Genomic DNA, 23,762 nt, shown 5'->3' with positions numbered 1-23,762 from the left:
GGTTACTGCAACAGGGGCTGCACGAACTGTTTGCGCAAATCATCCAGGGTGCCGTCGGCCTTGCGCAGGGACACGAACATCTCGAACCAGTTCCACAGGTCGAAGTCGCCTTTGCGCATGGCGATGCAGAAGGGCTCATAGGTGAACGGGGTCAGGATGGCCTTGGTGACGCCGGGGTATTCCTTCAGGTGTTTGGCGATGGAGAGCTGGTCGTAGATGAAAGCATCGGCCCGGCCGTTGACCACTTCCTGCACGCAGGCGGATTCGTCCTTGTAGCGGTTGATGGTGGCCTTGGGAAAGCGCTTGGAGGCCAAGAGGTCGGAGGTGGTTCCGGTCTTGACCGCAATGACACGCTTGGCGTCGTTAAGCTCCTCCACTTTGGTTACGTCCGGGGCGCGCTTGCTGGAGAGCAGGGCGCACAGGCCCGTGGTGAAGTAGGCGCTGGTGAAGGTGATGGTCTTTGCCCGTTCCAGGGTGCCTGTGATGCCGGAGATGATGATGTCGATTTTTCCGGTCTGCAGGGCCGGAATGAGCCCGGTCCACTCCATGTCCTTGATTTCTAATTCCACGCCCAGGTCTTTTGCTGCGAGCCTGGCCAGCTCCACATCCAGGCCGATGGGCTGGCCTTTGGCGTCGGTGGATTCGAAGGGCGGATATTTGAGCTCCATGCCCACAACCAGTTTCTTGCGGCTTGCGATCTCGGTGAGCAGGCTTTGCTTGTTGATGTCGAAGGCAGTCTGAGCCAGCGCCGCCTGGGCGGCGAAGACCGCGACGATCAGAACGAGCAGGGTGCGGCGAATCATTGAAAACCTCCTGGAAACCGGGGATGGTGTCTTCCTAGCCTGAAACATTGAGCGCAGAAAAGCCTTTTCTAGGCTGGCGTGGCCTTTCCCGGGGAACGGGAATTCAGGGTGAAACTTACGGGGTCTGGCTGCCCAGGCGGGCCTCGATGGCGGCGCGGATGCGTTCGAACACGGCCTGGGGAACCCCCGAGGCGTCGGCCACGGTGAAACGTCCGGGTTCCCGAGCGGCCAGTGACAAGAAACCGTCCCGTACGCGCTGGTGGAAGTCGATGGTCAGGGCTTCGAAACGCCCTTCAGCCTGGCAGGCTCCGGCGGCCTTGTTTCGGCCCTTGGCCCTGGCGAGCCCTTCCTCCGCGGACAAGTCCAGGATCACGGTGATATCCGGGACCAGACCACCGGTGGCCATCTCGCCCAGGTGTATCAGGCGCTCTACGTCAAGCCCCCGGCCGTATCCCTGGTAGGCCACGGTCGAGTCGTGGTAGCGGTCGCACAGCACCACCTTTCCTGCGGCCAGGGCAGGGCGGATCACCTCGGCCACATGCTGGGCCCGGTCCGCCAGGTACATGAAGAGCTCGGCCGTCGGGTCTAGGTGGGTGTTGCGCGCGTCCAGCAGGATACGGCGCAGTTCCAGACCCAAGGCGCAGCCGCCTGGCTGGCGGGTGGTGAGCACCTCGCGCCTGAGCCCCCTGAGCCAGCTTTCGGCCAGGGCTATCTGGGTGGACTTACCCGAGCCTTCTACACCTTCAAAGGTAACGAACATTGGGAAGGCCCTTTTTCCTGTAGTTTTCTCGCCGCGCCATTGTCAGGTTTCACCCGCGCGGGGTTGTACACGTACCGGTCCAGGGCGCGCACGAAACCGGTTACGCCGATTTTCTCCGGGTCTTCCACCGCGCCGAGGAACTGGTGCACCTTGGCGTCGATGTTGTCCGCGAAGTGCAGGATCATGGCCTCGGGAGTCATGGGGGTTTTGGGTGAACCGAACATAAGTTCACCATGATGGCTCACCAGCATGTGCTTAAAGTGCAGGATGAGAGCCGGGTCGAGGTTCTTGGCCTTTCGCATGAACGGTTCCAGAAGCGTCATGCCGATTACGATGTGGCCGAGCATCTGGCCTTCATCCGTGTATTCCCTGGTAAGCCCGGAGGAGATTTCCCAAGCCTTTCCCATGTCGTGGAAGGCCGCTGCTGCCAACAGGGTATCGCGATCAAGCTCGGGGTAAAGCTGACAGAGCGAGAGGACAACCTTGCACACTGCCAGGGTGTGCTCCAAAAGTCCCCCCCGGTAGGCGTGGTGCATGGCCTTGGCGCCGGGCGCGGCCAGGAGCTTCTCCCGAATCTCCGGGTCGGAGAGCACCTTGCGGCAGAAGCGTCTCCAGGGAGCGTGGCCAATGTTTATAGAAAGGAACTCCTCGAGCTTGGCATAGAGCGATTCTGGCTTTTCAGTACTTTCGGGCAGAAAATGGCTAAAGTCGATGCCTTCCGGAGAGGCCCCCAGGGCGGACAGACTGTCGAGGTTGAGTTGGGGCTGGTCGCGGTACGAGGTGACGGTTCCGGCGGCGATGACGAACTGGCCGTGGGGAAGCTCTTCGAAGGCCTGGGAGGCCGGGTACCAGAGCTTGGCTTCAATGGAACCAGAGGCGTCCTGGAGCTTGAGCGACCAGAAGGGACCGTTGCGGGACTGGCCTTTGGTGGCCTGTACCAGCAGGAAACACTCGCGTACCTGGTCTCCCACGGACAGGTCGCGTACGAAAATGCGTTTTTCAGTCACCGGCTTGCCTCCATCAGGGGCATACGATAGTTGCCCGCAATGCCTGGGCAAAACTGCCCCGAGGTCCGGGCGCTTGTCAATCGACAGGGGAAGATTCCACCGCATTACCGGAGAGGTGCATGAAGATACTGCTCACCAACGACGACGGCATCCAGGCCGTGGGACTGCGCTCACTCTACCACGCCCTTGTCCGGGCCGGGCACGAGGTCAGCGTGGTGGCCCCGGTCACGGAGATGAGCGCCGTGGGGCACGCGGTCACCCTGGCAGCGCCGCTTCGCGTCAAGACCTTCGAGGAGCCAGAGTTCGTCGGCCAGGGGGTTTCCGGCACCCCAGCGGACTGCGTGAAGCTCGGTCTCACTACGCTCCTTGCCACGCAGCCGGATCTGGTGGTCTCCGGCATCAACGCCGGGGCCAATGTGGGGGTGGACATCCTCTATTCCGGCACGGTGTCCGCGGCCACGGAAGGAGCGCTCATGGGCCTGCCCGCCCTGGCGGTGTCCTTCGACGGGTTCAGCCCCCAGGACCTCTCCGCCCAGGGGGATTTCACCGCGTCATTTCTTTCCAAAGTGGACTGGGACGGCCTGCCCAAGCACTGCGTCCTGAACCTCAACTTTCCAGACCTGCCCATGGGTGAGGTGAAGGGCCTCAAGGTGTGCCCCCAAACCCGTGCCGCCTACGAAGACTGGTATGAGGAGCGCGTGGACCCGCGCGGCCGGAAGTACTACTGGCTTACCGGGGTTATCCCTCCGGACATGGTATCAGCGGGCCAGGATAGGGCGCTACTCACGGAGGGGTTCATGACGCTCACCCCCCTGCGCTTCGATTTCACGGACCACGAGACCATGGGGAGACTTTCCGGGTTGTCGTTCTGAGCAGGTGATACTATTCGCCAGGGGCCCCTTACAAAGGGGCTTTTTCTTTGCCGGGCCGAAAAAAAGATGTAGGGAACAAGCACGATCTTCATGCACACAACCAGCCGTTAGAGGGAAATGGCATGTTGAATGTGCTCACAGTGGACGACGACGAGGTCACCCAGTTCCACGTAAGCCAGCTTCTCCTGGAAGTGGGGCGATGCCGCATGGCCTATACGGGCGAGGAGGCCATCGCCCGGGTGGAGGAGTCACTGTCCGGTGGGGAACCTTACGACCTTATCCTCATGGACGTCATGCTGCCGGGCCTGGACGGTCTGGCCACAGTGCGTGAGATCGTCACGCTCTATAACGAACAGAAAGTCCCTCTGGAAAACCGTCCCAAAATCGTCATGCTCTCATCGGTTGACGAGCGCGAAACACAGATAGACGCCCTCTACGCATGCGGGGCGGACTTCTACCTGACTAAACCGCTGGAAAACGAACGGTTCATTCAAGCACTGCGCGAGATGGGGCTGGTGACCTCCCGGAAGCCGGAGTGAGAAGGGCCTGAACATCGGGCTCTTCGGGTGAACGCCTGGAGCGGAGCATTCCGCGAGACAGGCGTCGTACATTTTTCCCCTTTCCCCGCGCAGCTACAATTCCACCTGCACGCCAAGCTCCATCACCCGCCCGGCCGGAATGTTGAAGTATGCTGAGGCCGGACGCGAGTTGCGGCTCATGAACTCGAACAGACGCTTGCGCCAATGCGCCATGGGGGATTTGCCCGTGGTGAAAAGTGATTCGCGCCCCAGGAAAAAAGTGGTGTCCGCGGGATCGGCGTCAATCCCGCCGATCCTGGCGTATTCCATAATCTGCGGAACGTCCGGGGTCTGCATGAAGCCGTATGTGGCCACCACTCGATAGAACCCCTCGCCCAGACAGGAGATGGTGAGATTCTGGCCGATGTTGGCATAGGGCTCGTCCGAGGATTGGATGGACATGATGACCACCTTCTCGTGGAGCATTTTGGTGTGCTTGAAAAAGTGCAGCAGCGTCACCGGCGCGCCAGTGGGGGAAACCGAAAGAAAGACGGCGGAACCCTTGGCCCGGTGGGGCTTTTTCGCGGCCACGTCGTTCAGGAACAACTCCAGGGGAACGGTCTCCGCGAGCAGCACTTTGCCAAGGGCGGCGCGCCCAGCTTTCCAGGTGCTCATGCAGGTGACCACGGTGATGGCGATGACCACGGGAATCCAACCCCCGTCGAACATCTTGAGCAGGTTGGAGCCGAAAAAACTGACATCGAATGCACAGAACAGGAGCAGCAGTGGCAGGGCCTTCCAGAGCGGCCAGTTCCAGCGTTTGCGGGCCACCAGGAAAAACAGGCAGGACGTAATTGTCATGGTGGCGGTCACGGCTATGCCGTAGGCCGCGGCCAAGCGGCTGGACTCCTTGAAGATGAGCACCAGGGCGATGCATCCCCACATGAGGAAGGCATTGACCTCGGGGATGTAGATCTGTCCCTCCATGTAGCGCGAGGTATGGATGACGCGCACCCGGGGGTAATAGCCGAGCTGCACGGCCTGGCGGATAATGGAGAATATGCCCGAGATCATGGCCTGGGAGGCGATGATGGTGGCCATGGTGGAGAGGACCACCATGGGATAGATCCAGGCCTTGGGAACGATGCCGTAGAAGGGATGGATCACGATGGACGGATTGGAGATAAGGCCGGCTCCCTGGCCGAAGTAGTTGAGCAATAGTCCCGGATAGGCGTAAAAAAGCCAGGAAAGGCGGATGGCCCGTTTGCCGAAGTGCCCCATGTCCGCATAGAGCGCTTCGCCGCCGGTGATGCACAGCACCACGGAACCAAGCACCACGACGCCGTGAAAACGGTTGCGTACGAAGAAGTCCAGGGCATGGGAGGGGTTCAAGGCCATGAGGACGTCCGGGGACTGCATAATCTGGTAAAGACCAAGCCCCCCGATCACCAGAAACCAGAGAACCATAACCGGGCCGAAGACGCGGGCGATCCCGTCGGTGCCGTGTTTTTGCGCCATGAAAAGCCCGAAAAGGATGACGAGCGTCAAGGGCACCACCAGCGGGCGGGCCGTGTCCGTGGCGATCTCCAGACCCTCCATGGCCGAAAGCACGGAAATGGCCGGGGTTATCACCGCTTCGCCGCACAAGAGCGACGCCCCGCAGAGTCCAAGCAGTGAAGTTACAACCACGGTTCGCGGATCGAACTTCTTTTTGGGCAAGAGCTCAAGCAGGGCGAACACGCCGCCTTCGCCCTTGTTGTCCGCGCGAAGAATAAAGGACACATACTTGACGGTAATGACCACGGTGAGCGACCAGAAGATCAGCGATAGAACGCCAAGAACGTTGGCGCTGGTCAGCTCGATGGCATGCAGTCCGTGGAAGCATTCTTTGATGGAGTACAAGGGGGAAGTGCCGATGTCCCCGTAGACCACCCCAAGCGCGCCGAGGGACAAGGCGAGGGTCGTTTTTTTCCCGGAATGCGCGGATTCGCCAGTCGTGCTCATACGAAGTGTCTACCGTCTGGCGTCGAATGCTGTCAAATTCTGGGAATGAAAAACATCAAGACTCTTGCGGCAAACCAGGCCGCAGGGTATTTCCAGGCTAATTTTGAGCGAACCAAGGAGAACGGACATGAAACGAGTTTTATTGATGCTCGTCATCCTCTGCGCGGCCTCCCCGGCTGCTTATGCCCAGCAACAACCGCGTATCTACGAGTGCGTTCGCCCTGACGGAACGGTGGTTTGCACCGTAGCCGACACATCGGGCAACCCGAGTGTGACCTGCAACTATGAATGCGTGGACTGCAACATGGTCTGCGCGGCCAGGCTTCGCTTGACAACTCAGGACGGCATGGTGCCCGTCACCCCGCCGCCGGTGCAGGGAGAGCGCCGCAAGCAGGCTCCGGGCGTGGTGGAAACTTCCGAATACTGCCAGCAACAGTACCAGCAGTGCGTGGCCAAGTGCAAATCCGACCCGGATAATAAGAGCAAGTATGATGTGGATGCCTGCATCTCAAGCTGCAACAGCTGGTATTCAGGGTGCGGCATGAAACCGTAGATTCCGTCTGCTGTTTGGTCTTTCAATGAGAGTGCGGCCGTCCGGAGCGGAGTTCCGGGCGGCCGTTTATTCTCACCACATAGTTGAGCCCCCCAGAGGGGGGCTCAAGCGAGGGTGGAAGAGGGCCCGGCGGTCATCTCTTCGCCGGGTATACGAGACATGCCTTATTGCACGGGGATGGACCGGAAGACGGGCTGCCCCTGGCGTTTGACCAAAACCAGCACCGCGCCGTTGGCCTTGCCTTCCTTTGCGACGATGGAGGCAACTTCCTCGGGAGTGGCGACCTGGCGCTGGTTGACTTCCATGATCACGTCCCCCTTGCGGATGCCGGCCTCGGCCGCCGGGGAGTTCGGCTCCACGTTCACCACGAGGAGTCCACCCGCCGGGCGGCCGGTGCGGGGATCGGCCGCGGACAGAGTCATGCCCAAGGTGTTGCCGCTCTGGGCGGAGTCGTCCTCGCCCGCTTGGCCGAACTGCTTGATATCGCGTTCGACCAGGGTGACCTTGGCGGTCTTGGTCTGGCCCTTGCGGGTATACGTGATGTTCACGGAATCGCCCGGGGGCATTGCGCCGATGCGGGTGGTCAGGTCGTGGGCGTCGGTCACGGCCTGGCCGTTGACTTCGGTGATCACGTCGCCAGAGGCCAGTCCGGCCTTCTCGGCCGGGCTGTTAGGATTGACCTGGCTTACCAGCGCGCCCTTATCCGTGGAAAGGCCAAGGGCCTTGGCCGTGTTTTCATCCAAGGGCTGGATGGTGACGCCCATCATGCCACGGCGGACCTTCCCCTTGCTTTTGAGCTGGTTGACCACATCCTTGGCGATGTTGGAGGGGATGGCGAAGCCGATGCCCTGGCCGGAGGCGATGATGGCCGCGTTGATGCCGATCACCTCGCCGTCGAGGTTGATGAGCGGACCTCCGGAGTTGCCGGGGTTGATGGAGGCGTCGGTCTGGATGAAGTCGTCGTATGCTCCTGCCCCGATGACCCGGCCCTTGGCCGAGACGATGCCCGCCGTGACCGTGTGGGACAGGCCGAAGGGGTTGCCGATGGCCATGACCCAGTCGCCCACGCGCAGTTTGGCCGAGTCGCCGAGCTTCAGAAACGGCAGATTGCTTCCGTTATCGATCTTGATGAGGGCAAGATCAGTCTCCGGGTCGGTTCCGATAACCTTGGCCTGCAAGGTCTTTTCGCCTTTCTGGAGCTTTATGTTGATCTTGTCGGCTTTCTCCACCACGTGGTTGTTGGTGAGAATGTAACCGTCGGCGGATATGAGGAAACCAGAACCCAGCGAACGTGAGCGTCGCTGGGGCTGCTGGTTGAAGAACTGGTCGAACTGGTCGAAGAAATCGTCGAAGGGCGTGCCGCGCGGGGTCTGCATGCGCGGCTGGCGTTGGGTCTGTTTGGGAGCGGTTTCGGTGAAGATATTCACCACAGCGGGCCCGGCCTTTTCTGCCAGGTCCGCGAACTTGGGCATTTGGGCCAAAGCCTGGCCAGCGGCTAGGAGAACGAAGAGTGCGCTTGCGAGGGTGATTCTTAACGGTTTCATCCGGTACATGGATTCTCTCCTGAGGTATGAAGCGTGTGCCGCTTCCGTGATGCGAGGAAGTAGGGATCGTAAATGACAGGAATGTTTCCCGGAAATGAACAGATGTTCATCCGGGGATGCTTATCCTCACGATAAGGCCGGGATCGTTGTCGAGAAGTTCCAGCCTGGCTGCATGAAGCCTGGCCACGGCGGCCACCAGGGAGAGCCCAAGACCGGAGCCTGGCGTGTTGCGGCTTTCGTCCAATCGGAAGAAGCGCTTGAGCACGTTATCCCGCTCTTGCGGAGGGATGCCAGGGCCCGAGTCGGCCACCCTCAGGATGACGGTGTCTCCGTCACGCTCCGCGCTCACCCGGATCGAACCTCCTTCGGGGGTGTATTTCACTGCATTGTCCAGCAGGTTGGTCATGGCCTGGGAGAGCAGGTGGCGGTTGCCCCTGGCCGTGAGGCTGCCGGTCAGCACGACGGACATGGCGATTCCCTTGTCCTCGGCCAGCGGCTCGTAAAGCTCCACCGCGTCGTGCACCAGGGCGGACAGGTCCAGGCTTTCGAAACTGCTTCGCGCAGTGGCTGATTCGGCCTGGGCAATGGTGAGAAGGGCGTTGAACGTGGCGATGATGGATTCCGCCTGGTCAATGGCCTCCTCCATGGCCACGCGCTGGGAAAGAGCGTCAGGAGGTTCGAGCAGGGCCAGTTCCAGGCGCGAGCGCAGACGGGTCAGCGGGCTTCTCAGATCATGGGCGATGTTGTCGCTCACCTGGCGCACCGTGGCCAGGAGCTCGCCTATGCGGTCGAGCATGTCGTTCAGGTTCGCGGCCAGGCGGTCGAACTCGTCGCCCGACCCGGCCAGGGGAATGCGCCTCTCCAGCGCCCCTCCCATGATTTCCTGGCTGGCGCTGTTGACCTCTTCCAGGCGCCGTAAAAGCTTCACGCTCATTACGTTGCCCCAGATAAGCCCCATGATAACGGTGAAGAATATGCCGATGGCCATGGAGCGGGCCATGATGGTCCGGGCCCGCAATACATCCGAGAGCTCGCGCCCCACCAGCAGGTGCACCTTGCCCATGAGCGTGACCACCCGGACCCTGGCCTCGAGCTGCTTCGGATCGTCCTCGGCCGTGACCGGGATGGTGTGCCATTCGGGGTAGCCCTTGGGATCGATATTGCGGGGCCACTGGCGCATGTTTCCCGCCAGGTAGTGGAATTCGCGGTCAACCAGAAGGTAGATGTTGGAGCGTGAAGCCTCGTTGCGCTGGCGGCTGGATATCTGCATGGACAGCGCGGCCAAGCCCCGCTCGTCATACTGTTCCACCAGGCTCCAGACCTCGGATTCGATGATCTCGTCGGTCTGGCGGAGCATGAAGGTCACCGCGGCCCACCAGATGAAACCGAAGACCACTGTGGCGGAAATGGCGAACAGGGCCACGTACCACAGGGCCAGCCTGAAGCTGAAGGTTTTAAGAAGTTTCGGTCGAATCACGCAGCATGTATCCCGCGCCGCGCACGGTGTGCAGCAAAGGTTTGTCGAAATCCTTATCTATCTTTCCCCTCAGCCTGGAGACATGCACGTCTATGACGTTGGTCTGGGGGTCGAAGGCGTAATCCCAGACCCGTTCGAGCAGCATGGTGCGGGTGACCACCTGCCCTGCGTGGCGCATGAAGTATTCGAGCAGAGCGAATTCCTTGGGCTTTAGATCGATGACCTTGCCGGACCGTTTTACGGTGCGCGCGGTGAGGTCCAGCTCCAGATCGGCCAGGCTCAAGATGGTAAGGGGCTTCTCGGCCCGGCCGCGTCGTCCCAAAGCCTCCACCCGGGCCATGAGTTCGGCGAAGGCGAAGGGCTTGGGCAGGTAGTCGTCCCCGCCCGCGCGCAGTCCTTCCACCCGGGCGTCCACGTCGGAGAGGGCCGAAAGCACCAGTACGGGTGTGGTGTCCCCGGCGGCGCGAACCGCCTTGAGGATGGAGAGGCCGTCCAGGCTTGGGAGCATCCGGTCCAGGATGATCACATCGTAGCCGCCGGAAGTGGCCCTGAAAAGACCTTCCCGTCCGTCCACCACGTGGTCCACGGCCACTCCTTGCTCCTTCAAACCTTTGACCAGATAGGACGCGGCCTGGGGGTCGTCTTCAACCAGGAGGATACGCATGGTCTAGAGCCTCAGTTCGCCGGTGACGACGGTGTCCTCGGCGAGCACGGCCTGTTTGCCGGATTCGTTTATGATGTGGGCCTCACCGGTAATCCGGACCCCTGCCTGGAAAAGCACGTCGCCCTTCACGGTGAGGCTCGAACAGGCAAGAAGCGAGGGTGCACCGTGGGGGAATCTGGCCATGAAGTCGTCGATTTTTTTGTAAAACTTGCCATCAAGAGTGACTATTGGCATGGGGTCCGTCCGTTTGGGAGACGGCACCACGGTCTTTTCGGGGCTTATCTCGTAGCAGTCGGACATTACTACCAACAGGTCAGAGGTGGTCTTGACCGGAGCGAAGCGCGTGCGTGGGACTTTTACCGCCTGGGCGGATTCGAAGGCTGAGACGGCCGAACCCATGGCCGTCTCGATCTGGATCACGGCCGGAGATTTGGGGTCGCGCGGATCCAGAGACTTGGGATTCAAGATGAGGTCCAGGGGCATCATGCCGTTGGCCACGAACACCTTCTCCATGGCCCGCAGGTCGATCCAGAGCGAATTGGTGTTGAAGAAACGGTGCCGGGAGATGTCCTGGAAGGCGTCCAGGTCTCGTTCCAGGCATTGGGCGATCTCGCGCAGCACGAGCCTGCCGTTGGTGCGAAGCCTGGCCAAGTGGCCGCCCTTGCGGTCCGAGGCGGTACGCCCGGCCACCTCCATGAGAAATGGCGCTCCTTCCTTGACCATGTATCCCAGCAACCGTTCGTCCATGACCGCGCCCAGGTTGTCCGAATTGGAGATGAACGCGTAGTGGACGCCGCGATCCAGGAGCTTGCGCAGAACCTTGGACGTAACCAGGGCGGTATACAAATCGCCGTGGCCGGGGGGATTCCACTCCAGCTCCGGGTTGCCGGGCCAGACAGCCGGTGTCAGATCCTTGTGCAGAATCTTGGGGTAGCGGTGCTGCAGAAAGGCCAGGGGCATGCCGCCTGGGCCGTTGTCGAACCCCTCCACCTTGAGCATGGTGTCCAGGTGGGTCTTGAAGCTGTTCATGAAAAGGATGGGAATGGCCTTGCCATGCTTTTCGCGCAATGCACGCATCTGGGCCAGAATCAGATCCAGAAAACTCATGCCGTCTTTTACTGTGATAAGGCTTTTGGCCTTCTCCAGCCCCATCGAAGTGCCCAGCCCACCGTTTAGCTTGATGACCACAGCGTGGGGCATGGCCTGGCGACCGACCTCGGCGTAAGAGGCAAGAGCTTCATAGTCCGGCACCTCACGGTCGGTGAGGGGAAGCAGTTCGTCCTCGGGAAGCTTGCCCTGGGCGCCGTACAGCAGGCGCGCAAAGTAGCATTTAAAGATATTGATGACGATGGGAGGGATGCCTTGTTCCTCCATCTTGAGTCCGAAGGGGCGAAACATTTCGATCATCGAAGGGTCGGCGGTCTTCATGCAATCCATGATCATGGGGCTGTCCTCGCGAAGGAGTGGTAATGGTCGCAACTGTTCCCCGTGTGCGTGAAATGGAAGGTTGCGTCAAGGGCGGTGGGGCTTCGGGTGCGGCCTTTTGCACATCCGGCCCCTTCCCGAAGGAGCGGCCCTTGCGGGCCGCAGTGGTTGTAACCTGGGTTCTAACTCTAACTATTCCCCTTCAAGATTCTTCCTGACCCAGCTCATGGCGGCGGCCACTGTGGGGAAACCGATGGTGGAGGTGAGCCCCATCAGGGCGTGGTAGATTTCCTCGAGGCTCGCTCCGGCGGCCATGGCCCTGCGGGCGTGGGAGAGCACCGATCCTTCCGAGTGGGCGGCGGCTGCTGCACCGAGCTGTACGAACAGGAGCGTCTTTTCGTCGAGGGGGCCCGCGTCGCGAACAGCTTTGCCGAGGGACTCCACCGCTTCGATGTAGGTTGGGTATTTCGAGCGCATTATCTCATAGTGTTTGGGCTTGAGTGCGTCCTTCATGGGAAGTCTCCTTGTGTTTGTGTGCGAGAGGTATTTCTATCACGAAGTCCTCCGTATCTGAAACAAAAAACGGCTGCTGTTGACGCGAAGGACCGGTTGGAGCAAATGTTTATGCATGAGCGAAGCGTGCAGAGCCCCGGAAGATCTCCAGGCGGAGATCAGCGAGCTTAGGCTTCGTGCCGAAAGGCTCGAGGACGCCTTGCGCGCGGTGCACGAGTCCGAAGAACGCTATCGCAAGCTTTTGGAAACCGTGACCGACTATATTTACACCGTGAAGGTGGAAAACGGCAGGGCCCAGTCCACGACCCACGGGGAGGGCTGCGCCAAGCTTACGGGCTACACTGCCGCTGAATACGAGTTAAACCCACTGCTCTGGCTCAGCATGGTCCACGAGGATGATCGCCCGGCCGTGCTGGAGCTGGCCGAGAGGCTCATGCGCGGCGAGGACGCCCCGCCTCTCGAACACCGCATTCTGCATAAGGACGGCTCGGTTCGCTGGGTGCGAAACACTCCCGTGATCCGGCGTGACGTGTTCGGGCGTGTGGCCTTCTATGACGGAATCATCCAGGAGATTACCGAAACCAAGGGGATGGAGGAGAAGGCCATGCACGCCTCCCTCCACGACCCTCTCACGGGGCTGGCCAACCGTCCATTGCTCATGGACCGTCTGTCCAGGGTGGTGGCGTCTTCCAGACGCGAGGGGACCAAGGCAGCGCTGCTCTTTCTGGATTTGGACAATTTCAAACCCGTCAACGACCGTCTGGGCCACGCTGTAGGGGACGAGGTGCTCAAGGAAGTGGCTACGCGCATCCTGGGCGAGGTCCGCGGCTCGGATACCGTGGCCAGGGTGGGGGGGGACGAGTTCGTGATTGTCTTGCCGAACTTGAAAGGCGAATCGGGCGCTGCCGAGGTGGCCCGGAAGATCATCAATGCGCTCCACAAGCCCTACGCGAGCCTGAAGGGGGAGACAGGCCCGAGCGGCAGCGTGGGCATAAGCCTCTATCCGGACGACGGGCACGATCCCTGGGAACTCGTCAAGAAAGCCGACCAAGCCATGTATTTCGTAAAGAACCACATCCGGTCCAGCTTCGCATTTTATTCAAGCATCACCCGCCAGGAAGGCCCTGGTCCGCTCGATTCATGAACTCCTCAACTCCGAAGAGCTTTCAGGCAATGGATAAAGGGAAGAAGAACGGTCCCATGGTGTTTTTCTCCCTGGAACCAACGACCTTGCGCGCCACCATGGTGAGCGCTTCCGCGGAGCGCGAACTGGGCTGCACACCCGAGGAATGCGTGGCTTCACCTGATTTTTGGAGATCGATGATCCATCCTGACGACGCGGCGGAAGTGGCTGCCGCACTGGCAGGCCTGAACGATGCGGGGGAACTCGCCCTTGAATACCGGCTGCGCTGCAAGGACGGGGAGTGGCGCCGGGTGCGCGAACACATGATGGTGCGTTGCGGCCAGGACGGCACGCCGATGGAGATTCTCGGTTGCGCCTATGTGGTTGAGGAGAGGTCGGCCTTTGAACAGGCTCTCAAGGAATCCGAGGCCAGGCTGCGCAGTATCTCCGAAAACGCCATGGAAGGTCTTTTCCAGTGCACACCGGAAGGGCGGTTCTTGTGGATGAATCCGGCCTGCGCCCGCATTCTTGGGTATGACTCCGCGCAGGAAGCGGTGACCCTCATAACCGACATAGAGTCCCAGGTATACGCGGATGCCCAGGCCCGCCGGAAAGTCCTGGCGGAGCTGATGGAGAAAGGAACTGTCGAGGGCAGGGAGTTGCGCATGCTGCGTCGTAACGGGCGCGGGATATGGGTTTCATTAAGCTTGTGGGTAGTGCGCGGGGAGTCTGGCGGCGGGGTGTCGCGCATCGAGGGGATCCTGGAGGACATAACAGCGCGCAAGCAGGCCGAATCCGAGCGAATGCTCTTGGCCACAGCCGTGGAGCAGGCAGTGGAGGGCGTGGCGATCATTACCGGCGGGACCTGGAAGGTGGAATACGCCAATCCCGCGTTCGGGAAAATTGCCCGGCTGGAGCGGGCTGATGTTCTCGGCAGGGATTTCTTCGACCTCTTCTCGGGGTGCCGTCCGCCGCTTCCATCGCGCGACATCCGTCACGCTTTGCAGGCAGGTTTGGAGTGGACAGGAATGATCAAGGACTCGTCATCCAGATCCAAGCCGCTCGCTGCCGAGGCGGTGTTCTCTCCCGTGCGCGACGAGGCGGGGAGAATAACGAACATTGTGCTGCTCTTGCGCGACATCGCATACCAGAACCGCCTGGAGAAACGGCTGAGCCGAGCGCACAAGCTGGAAGCGGTGGGAACCTTGGCTGGCGGCATCGCGCACGATTTCAACAATATCCTCACTCCGATTCTTCTCAACGCGGAAGTGGGCATGCAGCTTCTCCAGACCGGAGACATCCTGCGAAGGCCCCTGGAGGAGATCATCCAGGCGGGAGGGCGGGCCCGCCAACTCATCAAGCAAATACTGGTGTTCAGCCGTCGGGGCGACCTCCGCGCCACGCGCATCGAACTCAAGCCCATTGTTCAGGAGACCCTGCGACTCATGCGGGCGGGACTGCCCCCGGATGTGGAAGTCCGGCTGGAGGATGCGGGAGAACCCTTGGAAATCCTGGCGGACCCGAGCCTGGTGCACCAGATGGTGGAAAATCTCGCGGACAACGCACTGCACGCTATGCAGGGCCGGGGAGGTACCCTGACCATTGGGCTCGCCAAACGCGAGATCGATCCGGAAAAAAGCACTGGGGACACTCCGCTTGCCCCGGGAGAGTATGCCGTGCTCGCTGTGGAAGACACCGGGCATGGTATGGACAAGTCATTGATGGAGCGCATCTTCACCCCGTTCTTCACCACGCGTAAACCCGGCGAGGGTACGGGTATGGGGCTGTCCACCGTGCACGGCATTGTCCGTTCCCTGGGAGGAGGCGTGCGCGTGGAGAGCGAACTGGGCAAGGGAAGCCGGTTCGAGGCGTACCTTCCCCTGGCCGGACCGGCGCCGCGCCAGGCTCAGACGGGGCAGAAACGGCGAGCTCTGGTTGTTGACACGCATGCATTTGCACGCAGGGCGATAGCCATGACCCTCGGGGAATTGGGCTTCAAGACAACCATGATGCGCGATGCCACCAAGGCGCTGAACGCCTTTTCCCGTATACCCGAGAAGTTCGACGTGGTCCTGGCTGGAGAGGATTTGCATGGTGTGTCGGGCAGGTCCTTTTTGCAGTCGTGCCGCAATGTGGACAAAGAAGCGAAACTCGTCCTGCTCTCGGACAGGGACGAGTCCGCTTCATACGCGGGAGCGGCGGATGTCATTCTCCAGAAACCCGTGAGTTCGGCTGCGCTCGCCGCCGCGTTGGACACGCCTGAAATCTTGGGAAAAGGGCGGAGCTTTAGCGAGAAGGCTTGATCCCGAAGTGCGCCTTGGGTGGTCGCGAGCCAGGTACACCCCTGGTGGAGACGTAAGCAGGTTTCTCTCGTTTTTTGTTTCTCTTCTCGTGTGCATGCCGCACCATCCATGGGGCCTTCTGTTTCAAGGCCATGAGCAAACTGCGCAAGCCGTCAAGGCCGGGAAATCCCGCTGTTAATTGACAAAAAAACGTTTCCAGGGCTATATTCCCGCCTATCGGGGCGCATCTCGCGCCTTTTTCACCCTCGTCCCCAATCGCCCATGCCCCGCCAAGGAGGAGAGCGTTATGCCATTGGTATCGCCCAAGGAAATGTTCAAGAAAGCCTACGCTGGCGGCTACGCAGTCGGCGCATTCAACGTCAACAACATGGAAATCGTCCAGGGCATCATCGCCGCTGGCAATCAGGAACGCTCGCCTCTCATTCTCCAGGTCTCGGCCGGAGCCCGCAAGTATGCCGGCGAGAACTACATCATGAAACTCATGGAAGCGGCCATGGTCGACACCGACCTGCCGGTGGTGCTGCACCTGGACCACGGCCAGAATTTTGAAATCTGCGAGATGGTCATCAAAGCAGGGTTCACCTCGGTGATGTACGACGGATCACACCTTCCTTTCGAGGAAAACATCGCCCAGACCAAGCGGGTGGTGGAATGCGCCCATGCCCAGGGCGTGTTCGTGGAGGCGGAACTCGGCCGTTTGGCCGGCGTGGAGGACGAGGTCAGCTCCGAGCACAGCGTCTACACCGACCCCGACCAGGCGGTTGAGTTCGTGGAACGCAGCGGGTGCGATTCCCTGGCCATTGCCATAGGCACCAGCCACGGAGCCTATAAGTTCAAGGGCGAGGCCAAGCTCGATTTCGATCGCCTGGATAAAATCGGCAAGCTTCTTCCCGGCTATCCCCTGGTGCTGCATGGATCTTCCTCTGTGCCTCAGGAGTTCGTGGAAATGGCCAATAAATACGGTGGCAAAGTCGGCAGCGCCAAGGGCGTGCCTGAGGATATGCTGCGGCGCGCCGCGGGAATGGCCGTGTGCAAGATCAACATCGACACCGACATCCGGCTGGCAATGACCGCGGTGATCCGCAAACATTTCGCCGAGCACCCGGAACATTTCGATCCCCGGCAGTACCTCACCCCTGCCCGCGACGCGGTCAGGGACATGGTGGCCCACAAGATCAGAAACGTCCTGGGCTGCTCCGGGAAGGCATAATAAAGAGGGATTCATCCAAGGGGCTCTTCTTGAAAAAGCTGCTCCCGGGATGTTTCAAGAATATTTCGTTACTTTTTTTGAGAGAACTTAAGGAGGAACCCCATGGCAACCAAAATCGGCGTGAACGGTTTTGGCCGTATCGGCCGTTACCTGACCCGCATACTGGCGGACGATAAGAACTACGAGATTGCGGTCATCAATGCCCGCGCAGGCAACGAGGAACTTGCCAGGCTCCTCAAATACGACTCTGTCCATCGCACGTTCCCCGGTGAAGTGGGCGTCTGGGAGGACGGCATCACCGTCCAGGGCAAAAAGATCCACGTCAACCGGCATGCCGCTTGCGAGTGGAAGTGGGGCGATTACGGCATCGACATCGTTGTGGACACCACGGGAAAGTTCACCGATCGCGAAAAGGCCGGCCACCACATGACCTGCGGCGCCAAGAAAGTCATCGTCTCCGCTCCGGCCAAAGAGCCTGACTGCACCATCGTCATGGGCGTCAACGACCACGAATACGACCCTGCCAAGCACAACATCATTTCCTCGGCGTCTTGCACCACCAACTGCCTGGCTCCCGTGGCCAAGGCCTTGAACGACGCTTTCGGAATCAAGCACGGGCTCATGACCACCATCCACTCCTACACCATGAGCCAGCGCATCCTGGACGGCTCCCACAAGGACCCCCGTCGGGCCCGCGCCGCCTGCGTCTCCCTCATCCCCACCACCACCGGGGCCGCCCGGGCGGTGACCGCGGTCATGCCCGAACTCAAGGGCAAGCTTGACGGCTATTCCATCCGGGTCCCCACCGCCGACGGTTCCATCGTGGATCTCACCTGCGAGATGGCAAAGCCGGTGACCAAGGAAGAGGTCAACGCGCTACTCAAGTCCAAGGCCAACGAGAACATGGGCTACACCGAGGAACCTCTGGTTTCGGTGGACTATCTGGGCGATACCCATGGCGGCGTGGTGGATGGCCTGCTCACCACGGTGCTGGACGGAACCCTGCTCAAGGTGGTGATCTGGTACGACAACGAGGCCGGGTTCACCCATCAGCTGATCCGATTGCTCAATCTTGTGGCGACAAAGAAATAGCGCTCCGCATGGTACTCGTTAAAGGCCGGTGGCTTTAATAGCCCCGGCCTTTTCTTTTGGGTGCACCCATGACGGACGGTGAATCGTGCCGGAAATCAAGACTCATGCGGCAAGCCTGGCGAATTATTATCCGGGCAAATCCAGTATGCGGAACCCGTCAAGAAGAGAGTAGCCTTTATCGCGCTCAGTCTGATAGGATGAATGCCTCAACAGCGGACGCGCGAGTCCGGAATAATTCTTGGTATTCACAGCGGAGCCCGTATGGACCAACGATCCATTCAACGCTTGAGACGGCTTCTCGGCGAAACCGCGTTGCTCGTGGTGGATGATACCCCTATCATCCGCGACGCTCTAAGTGGTATTCTCGAACCGCTGGGGCTGCACATGATACTCCAGGCGGGCGACGGCGAGGAAGCCTGGCGGATGCTCGAGTCAGGCAAGGTGGACATGGTCGTGGCCGATTGGCTCATGCCTGGAATCAACGGTTTGGATTTGCTCAGAAAAATGCGCCGGGATGAGCGCTTTGAAAACATCCCCTTCATCATGATCACCGGTGTTCCGGACAAGCAGATGGTGATGGAGGCATTGCGGTTTAAGGCCACTGACTACATGGCCAAACCTATTGACGGCTCCGTGCTCAAGCAGAAGATCATAAAGGCGTTAAGCCGAAAGAGCGATTAAAGGGAGTTCCAGTTGTATCCGGTTCCGTTTGCTGCCCTGACCGGGCTTGTCCGTGACGCGGTGAAGGTGAGCCTGGCGCTTTTCAAGGTCATGGTGCCCATCATCCTGGTGGTGAAGGTACTCAAGGAACTCGGAGGCATCGAGTATCTGGCGGCACCTCTCGGTCCAGTAATGGAGCTGGTTGGCCTGCCGGCAGGCCTCGGGCTGGCCTGGGCCACGGCCATGCTTTCGAATATCTACTCGGGCCTCATAGTCTTTCAGACCCTGGCCGGGGAGACCGGCCAGCTCACCGAAGCCCAGGTTACAGTGCTTGGCGTGCTCATGCTTATCGCCCACAACCTGCTGGTCGAAGGCCAAGTCACCAAACGCTGCGGCGTGAGTTTCTTCGGACAGAACCTTCTTAGAATCGGCGGGGCATTCGCCTGCGCCTGGCTGCTCCATGTGATATTTTCGGCTACCGGTGTTCTTTCCGGCCCGGCCGTCATGCTCTGGCTTCCTCCTCCGGCGGAGAGTTCGCTTCTTGGCTGGGCCTTTGGAGAAGCGAAAAATCTGGGCTACATATTCCTCATCATCCTTGCGCTCATGGGGCTCATGCGCCTTTTGAACACCCTTGGGCTCACGCGTCTCTTGGAGATACTGCTCACGCCCTTCCTCAAGCTCATGGGCATCGGCTCCACTGCGGCAACAGTGACGGTCATCGGTATGACCATGGGGTTGACCTACGGTGGCGGGCTTATCATTCATGAGACCCAGGCCGGGCACATATCCAAAAAGGACGTCTTCGCCGCGGTATCGCTTATGAGTCTTTCCCATGCCCTCATCGAGGACACGCTGCTTCTGGCTTTGATTGGCACGAGCCCTTGGGGGTCGCTGGTGGGGCGGCTTTTATTCTCACTGGCTGTGACAGCGATGCTTTCCAGGTGGGCAGCGTCACGCGAGCAGGCGGGTCTGGCTGCCAAGGCCTGATTCTTATTTCACTTCCGCGGGCCTGTTGGGGCTCTCCAGGGCCTTTTTCACGAAGGCCTCCAGGTTTCCTCCGGTCTTCAAGACGATGAAGCGGTTGGACACGGCCGCCACATAACGCTGCGTTTCCGGGAACGGAGGGATGCCGGCATATTTCCGCACAGCCTCGGGCCCTGCGTTGTATGCTGCCAGGGCCAGGCGCACGTCCCCGAACGATTTGAGCTGATCACGCAGGTAGCGGCTTCCGGCATCGATGTTGGCCGAAGGGTCGAACGGGTCGCTCAGGTTCAACTCCTTGGCTGTGCCGGGCATGATCTGCATGAGGCCTTGCGCCCCTTTGGGAGACACCGCTGCCGCGTCCCCTCCGGATTCTATTTCCATCAGGGCCTGCACCAGGCTGGGGTCCAGGCCGTGCTTGGCCGCTGCCTGCTTGATCCAGGCCTTCACCTGGGTGCTGGTTGAGCCCTTTGGAACTCTGAAGTTGAATTCTCCAGGAGTGTGTTCCGCCCCGGCGGCCAGAACCGGCGGCAGAAAGAACAGGAGCGCTGCCAAGGCAACGGCTGGAATGGGGGGACGAATGAACATTGGTATAAGGTTCTCAAAGCTGGCATTGGATGTCCAGCCTTGGTGTGATGGGGCGTGTTTCGTCAGGCGGAGAACTGACTGGAACAAATAACAAACGGGAAGCGGGACAGGAACGGCAAATCAGTATGTCAGGGCGCTTATCAGTTCGCTACGGATTCCAGCTGGGCGATGAAGTCCTCAAGCGAATGAGCCATCTTTTTGTCTGGAGCGAAGACAAGCCCCATGGTGATGGTGTTCTCCTGGTAATTGATGCTTTTCACCTTGGCCCTCAGACTGCCGACTCGGAGACCATCCAGCGGCATAGACATGTTCAAGGTGTCTCCGGTCATGACGTTGCAGACCATCTCCCCGTTGTCCAGGTTGGCCATCACCCGGCATCCGCCCTGGCTGATGTCTGATATGTATCCTGTGGCTTTGAAGTGCTCGTTTTCAAGACTGATCGGGAGCTGGCACCTCACCCTGGGGTGGCGCCTGCGCATGAGGATTTCGATCTTCTTGGGGTAGGCGAAAAAAACCATCGGGCGAGGCTTGGTGATGAATTTCGTGACCGAGGTGCGGAATCCGTAGCGGGAGCCGTGGTTCTCGAAACGGGCCTGAAGACCCATGCCGGGTTTGGGCAGACTTTTGAGGCCGGTGCTCATGGGCATTTCTGCAATGACCGTATCCGTACCGTCCACACCCAAAATGTATGATTGATCGTAGAGATGGCTGCCCGTGAACTGGAGCTCAATGGATTCCTGGGCCTTCAGGGAGACCTGGAATCCGTCGCCCACCAGGGGGGTCAGGTCGCGCATGTCGCTTGGAAGGGGGGGCGTTGCAAGAGCCTCCCGGGCTGCTTCCTGGTTCAAGAGAAATCGCAGGCTCTCCAGTTTGTGCAGCCTGTCGAGGAAATGAGCCGCAACGGCATAAGTGTCGTTGCCTTCCTGGAAGGCCAATCCCAGATTTACTGAGCCGTTGTCCACTTTGTGGGCCCGTACCTGGCAGGGAAGCTTTTCGATGCGCAGTCCGTCCAATGGCAGGCAGATGTTGACGTGGTCACCGTATTCCAGGGAGTTGCCCCTGACGGAGTCCTGGGGAGCCACCACCCGGCAGCCACCCATGCTCATGTCGCAGATGTGCCCGGGAGAGACGAAATCCGGGCTTTCGATCAACGTGGGGACCAAGCACTTGATCCGGGGGTGGCGCCTGAGGGAATGCTCCTCGAAGGTTTTGGGGTAGGCGACGAACAGGAGCGGCAGGGGATGCTTGAGCACGCTGAGGACCGATGCTTCAAAGCCGTAGATGGTGCCGTTGTCCTCAAGGCGGATGAGAACAGGATGTTCAGTGTCGGAATTAAGCCTGGAAACCAGAACCGGGGAAGCTTTGATAATGATGAATTCACCGGATTTGACACCCAGGACCGAGGCTCGATTCCCGCGGTCTTCTCCCGGAAGCTGGAGCGAGAGAACTTGTCCAGGTGAAAGGAAAAGGCATGCGCCATCGCCCTTGTCAGACGCGGCCCGGTGCGTTCCGCAGGAATGCATGCCGTTCATGATTGTACCAGGGCGGCCTGCTGAGGCCATTCCGTGCTGATGGTGTTGTGCCTGCCGCACAGTGGGTTGTTTATGCATCTGTTCAAGTTACTGTAACCTGTCACGGATTATAGCGAAAGCGCGGGAAACACGAAATTGCGGAAGTCGTTTACAAACCACGAGCACGTTCCGGTTTGAGAGGTTTTCTACCGGCAAGGGCTGCGTCCAAAAGTTGTAATCCGTGAGCCTTGTCCCGGGGTAGCCTCAGCTTCAAGGGGACATGGTTGGACGCATGGTCGGCAAGGAACAGGCCGCGGGACATCTGGGTATGTTCCAGGAGCATTCGGAGCTCCCGGACCAGGCCAAGCGCGTCCTGCTGTTGGAACTTGCCTGCCTCGATGTCTTGCCAGAGCGGGGTGCCGGGAACAGGGATGAGGCTCAAGGCCGCGGCATGGTCAGGCTGCATGGCAGTCAATGCTTCCCCTGTAAGGCGGGCGTGCTTTTGCCAATCGCTGGCGCCAGCGAGTCCGACAATCACTGTGACAGAGAGCTTGAGTCCGGCCTGGCGCACTTTGTTTGCTTGTTCCAGCATGTCCTTCACCAAGGCCTTCTTTCCCATGGACTTCAGAAGGGCGTCGTCACCGGATTCGAGCCCCATGTAGACCATGGACAGCCCTTGCTCCTTGAGGAAACGCAAGTCGTCCTGACTCTTGCCGCGCAAGCCTCTGGCGCTGGCGTAAGCGCCTATACGGGTCAACCATGGCATGCGTTCGCCGATGCGGTTCAGTATACGCGTAAGCCGTTCAAGAGGCATGGTCAGGGCGTCTCCGTCGCAGAGAAAGAGCCTGCGCTGCTTGGTCATGTAGCGGGCGGCGAATTCGATGTCCTCAAAAACGGTTCCCTCGTCCTTTATGCGAAAAGGCTCGCCCATGTATGCTCCGCAAAACGCGCACGAATTGTGGGAGCATCCCACGGTTACCTGCAGGAGGATGCTGTCCGCTTCGCTCGGAGGGCGGATGATGTTTCCTTCGTAGTGCAGGGTGCCTCCGTTTAAAAAAAGGAAAAGAAGCCGTTGCAGAAGTATGCGATGCCTATGGAACCCACGGAAAGGCTTCCATACCAGAGGGAGATCTTTTTCATAAGAGCGGATATTGATGCCAACAAAATGGCGATCTGAAGAAAAATAACCGCCATTCCAAAATTTTGGGAGTAGCCCTGGGTGAGTTTGATATCCGCTTCGTAAGCCTTGGCATCGCGCTCAATATCCTTTTTCTGTACATCGTACTTCATTATTTTTTCGTCATAGGCGGCAATCTTCTTCTTGTATTGCTCGGCAGCCTCTCCTGTCAGGGACGAATGTCTGACCGCGAGTTCAAGCTGGTCCTTTTGGATCTCATGCAGGTAGCTCTTCAAGTCCTTGGATTGATAATATGCCCATGAATTGGCGACGTTTAGCTGGTTTAATACTGTTTTTGTGGAATATTGCCCCCCCTTGAATGTGGAAAGCGTGGCGCAGACAGCAAAGATGATAGTGGAAACTGAAACGTAGCTTAACCATGTATCTTTCTTTTCTTCAGGCATGTGATCCCCCACAGGAAAATGCTCCACGGCGATGGTCTTTGGCGACGGGAACGTACCGGCAAACCGACGTGGTTTCAAGTCCGCAAGGAAAGAACTCATGCGGAACGTGATATAGGGATGCGCCATTTAGCAATTGTGAGGCCACGTTGTCCGGGTGATGGGTGAATGAGTAAACCCGTGACTGCTGATGAATGCAGTGAGAAATATTATGTAGAAGCATGGCAGGAGATCAAGTTCGAGAAATCTCATGAGTGAAAGCAGCACGTACCGTATGATTCGTATGCATTCCGGTATGCGCTCAGCACAAGGACGCTGAAGGTGGTCCTGGAGAGGCATGCGAAGTGTTCTCGCATAGGTATGCTCTATGAAGAAGAAAGGATATTGTTGAAAGCGTTTTGTAAGGAAGTGAATATTGTGGAGAATGATCTGATGGTTTTCTCTTTATACCGGTTATGAAACAGGGTATACTTTTGAAGAAAGATTGTCATTTATAGTCCACAGGTCATTTTACAAAAAATAAACCATTGCAGCGATGTGGTGAGCAAGTACAGCTTTCGTGTATGCTCCAAAGGC

At 59.4% G+C, this 23,762-nt stretch carries 22 protein-coding genes; 9 read left to right on the top strand and 13 right to left on the bottom strand.

Features of this window, described 5'->3' with window-relative positions:
• Positions 1 to 2: 2 nt before the first annotated feature.
• From HY795_09695 to HY795_09685, 3 genes are all read right to left on the bottom strand, one after another.
• Positions 3 to 803: a transporter substrate-binding domain-containing protein gene (locus HY795_09695; protein ID MBI4805496.1), complete on the bottom strand. Its 801-nt coding sequence runs from the start codon at positions 801 to 803 to the stop codon at positions 3 to 5.
• A 115-nt stretch (positions 804 to 918) separates the two neighbouring features.
• Complete coding sequence (gene tmk / locus HY795_09690) at positions 919 to 1,563, bottom strand: dTMP kinase (protein MBI4805495.1); 645 nt, start codon at positions 1,561 to 1,563, stop codon at positions 919 to 921.
• Complete coding sequence (locus HY795_09685; GenBank protein ID MBI4805494.1) at positions 1,539 to 2,570, bottom strand: HD domain-containing protein; 1,032 nt, start codon at positions 2,568 to 2,570, stop codon at positions 1,539 to 1,541. The genes tmk and HY795_09685 overlap by 25 nt, the downstream gene beginning before the upstream one ends.
• 119 nt (positions 2,571 to 2,689) lie before the next feature.
• On the opposite strand from HY795_09685, the gene surE reads away from it, so the two are divergent.
• Both surE and HY795_09675 read left to right on the top strand, forming a co-directional pair.
• Positions 2,690 to 3,442 (top strand): 5'/3'-nucleotidase SurE, encoded by a 753-nt coding sequence (gene surE, locus HY795_09680; GenBank protein ID MBI4805493.1) that lies wholly within the window; start codon positions 2,690 to 2,692, stop codon positions 3,440 to 3,442.
• 122 nt (positions 3,443 to 3,564) lie between these two features.
• Positions 3,565 to 3,981: a response regulator gene (locus tag HY795_09675; GenBank protein ID MBI4805492.1), complete on the top strand. Its 417-nt coding sequence runs from the start codon at positions 3,565 to 3,567 to the stop codon at positions 3,979 to 3,981.
• A 93-nt stretch (positions 3,982 to 4,074) separates the two neighbouring features.
• On the opposite strand, the gene HY795_09670 is transcribed toward HY795_09675, so the two are convergent.
• Entirely contained in the window at positions 4,075 to 5,964 is a 1,890-nt protein-coding gene (locus HY795_09670) for a potassium transporter Kup (GenBank protein ID MBI4805491.1), read from the bottom strand.
• Positions 5,965 to 6,091: 127 nt separating this feature from the next.
• On the opposite strand from HY795_09670, the gene HY795_09665 reads away from it, so the two are divergent.
• Positions 6,092 to 6,517: a hypothetical protein gene (locus HY795_09665; GenBank protein MBI4805490.1), complete on the top strand. Its 426-nt coding sequence runs from the start codon at positions 6,092 to 6,094 to the stop codon at positions 6,515 to 6,517.
• Between the two features lie 164 nt (positions 6,518 to 6,681).
• Here HY795_09665 and HY795_09660 read toward each other — a convergent pair whose 3' ends face one another.
• The 5 genes from HY795_09660 to HY795_09640 all read right to left on the bottom strand — a co-directional run bounded on the left by HY795_09660 (position 6,682) and on the right by HY795_09640 (position 12,140).
• The gene (locus tag HY795_09660; protein MBI4805489.1) at positions 6,682 to 8,061 is read right to left on the bottom strand and encodes a DegQ family serine endoprotease; all 1,380 of its coding nucleotides are present in this window, start codon (positions 8,059 to 8,061) and stop codon (positions 6,682 to 6,684) included.
• A gap of 106 nt (positions 8,062 to 8,167) precedes the next feature.
• Positions 8,168 to 9,535: a HAMP domain-containing protein gene (locus HY795_09655; GenBank protein MBI4805488.1), complete on the bottom strand. Its 1,368-nt coding sequence runs from the start codon at positions 9,533 to 9,535 to the stop codon at positions 8,168 to 8,170.
• Positions 9,516 to 10,202, bottom strand: coding sequence for a response regulator transcription factor (locus HY795_09650; GenBank protein ID MBI4805487.1), 687 nt, complete (start codon positions 10,200 to 10,202; stop codon positions 9,516 to 9,518). The genes HY795_09655 and HY795_09650 overlap by 20 nt, the downstream gene beginning before the upstream one ends.
• A 3-nt stretch (positions 10,203 to 10,205) precedes the next feature.
• Entirely contained in the window at positions 10,206 to 11,645 is a 1,440-nt protein-coding gene (locus tag HY795_09645) for a UTP--glucose-1-phosphate uridylyltransferase (protein ID MBI4805486.1), read from the bottom strand.
• A 174-nt stretch (positions 11,646 to 11,819) separates the two neighbouring features.
• A complete protein-coding gene (locus tag HY795_09640) occupies positions 11,820 to 12,140 on the bottom strand; it encodes a carboxymuconolactone decarboxylase family protein (protein MBI4805485.1) in 321 nt (106 codons plus the stop codon).
• Between the two features lie 115 nt (positions 12,141 to 12,255).
• Here HY795_09640 and HY795_09635 point away from each other — a divergent pair, with 115 nt between their 5' ends.
• From HY795_09635 to HY795_09610, 6 genes are all read left to right on the top strand, one after another.
• The gene (locus HY795_09635) at positions 12,256 to 13,284 is read left to right on the top strand and encodes a sensor domain-containing diguanylate cyclase (protein ID MBI4805484.1); all 1,029 of its coding nucleotides are present in this window, start codon (positions 12,256 to 12,258) and stop codon (positions 13,282 to 13,284) included.
• A 29-nt stretch (positions 13,285 to 13,313) separates the two neighbouring features.
• On the top strand, positions 13,314 to 15,566 hold the full coding sequence (locus HY795_09630; protein ID MBI4805483.1) for a PAS domain-containing protein: 2,253 nt from the start codon (positions 13,314 to 13,316) through the stop codon (positions 15,564 to 15,566).
• A 286-nt stretch (positions 15,567 to 15,852) separates the two neighbouring features.
• Positions 15,853 to 16,776 carry a class II fructose-1,6-bisphosphate aldolase gene (gene fba / locus HY795_09625; protein MBI4805482.1) on the top strand — a complete coding sequence of 308 codons (924 nt, stop codon included), beginning with the start codon at positions 15,853 to 15,855 and terminating at the stop codon, positions 16,774 to 16,776.
• Positions 16,777 to 16,878: 102 nt separating this feature from the next.
• Positions 16,879 to 17,868, top strand: coding sequence for a type I glyceraldehyde-3-phosphate dehydrogenase (gene gap / locus HY795_09620; protein ID MBI4805481.1), 990 nt, complete (start codon positions 16,879 to 16,881; stop codon positions 17,866 to 17,868).
• 261 nt (positions 17,869 to 18,129) lie between these two features.
• On the top strand, positions 18,130 to 18,549 hold the full coding sequence (locus tag HY795_09615) for a response regulator (GenBank protein ID MBI4805480.1): 420 nt from the start codon (positions 18,130 to 18,132) through the stop codon (positions 18,547 to 18,549).
• Between the two features lie 12 nt (positions 18,550 to 18,561).
• Positions 18,562 to 19,515, top strand: coding sequence for a hypothetical protein (locus HY795_09610; protein ID MBI4805479.1), 954 nt, complete (start codon positions 18,562 to 18,564; stop codon positions 19,513 to 19,515).
• A gap of 3 nt (positions 19,516 to 19,518) precedes the next feature.
• Here HY795_09610 and HY795_09605 read toward each other — a convergent pair whose 3' ends face one another.
• From HY795_09605 to HY795_09590, 4 genes are all read right to left on the bottom strand, one after another.
• Complete coding sequence (locus HY795_09605) at positions 19,519 to 20,097, bottom strand: lytic transglycosylase domain-containing protein (GenBank protein ID MBI4805478.1); 579 nt, start codon at positions 20,095 to 20,097, stop codon at positions 19,519 to 19,521.
• Positions 20,098 to 20,237: 140 nt separating this feature from the next.
• Complete coding sequence (locus HY795_09600) at positions 20,238 to 21,629, bottom strand: PilZ domain-containing protein (protein ID MBI4805477.1); 1,392 nt, start codon at positions 21,627 to 21,629, stop codon at positions 20,238 to 20,240.
• A 148-nt stretch (positions 21,630 to 21,777) separates the two neighbouring features.
• On the bottom strand, positions 21,778 to 22,647 hold the full coding sequence (locus HY795_09595) for a radical SAM protein (GenBank protein ID MBI4805476.1): 870 nt from the start codon (positions 22,645 to 22,647) through the stop codon (positions 21,778 to 21,780).
• Positions 22,648 to 22,658: 11 nt separating this feature from the next.
• Complete coding sequence (locus HY795_09590; protein ID MBI4805475.1) at positions 22,659 to 23,189, bottom strand: DUF4337 domain-containing protein; 531 nt, start codon at positions 23,187 to 23,189, stop codon at positions 22,659 to 22,661.
• Between the last annotated feature and the right edge of the window lie 573 nt (positions 23,190 to 23,762).

It is taken from the genome of Desulfovibrio sp. (assembly GCA_016208105.1).
Taxonomy (GTDB): Bacteria; Desulfobacterota; Desulfovibrionia; order Desulfovibrionales; family Desulfovibrionaceae; genus Fundidesulfovibrio.
This window is presented reverse-complemented; position numbering and strand designations above follow the sequence as displayed.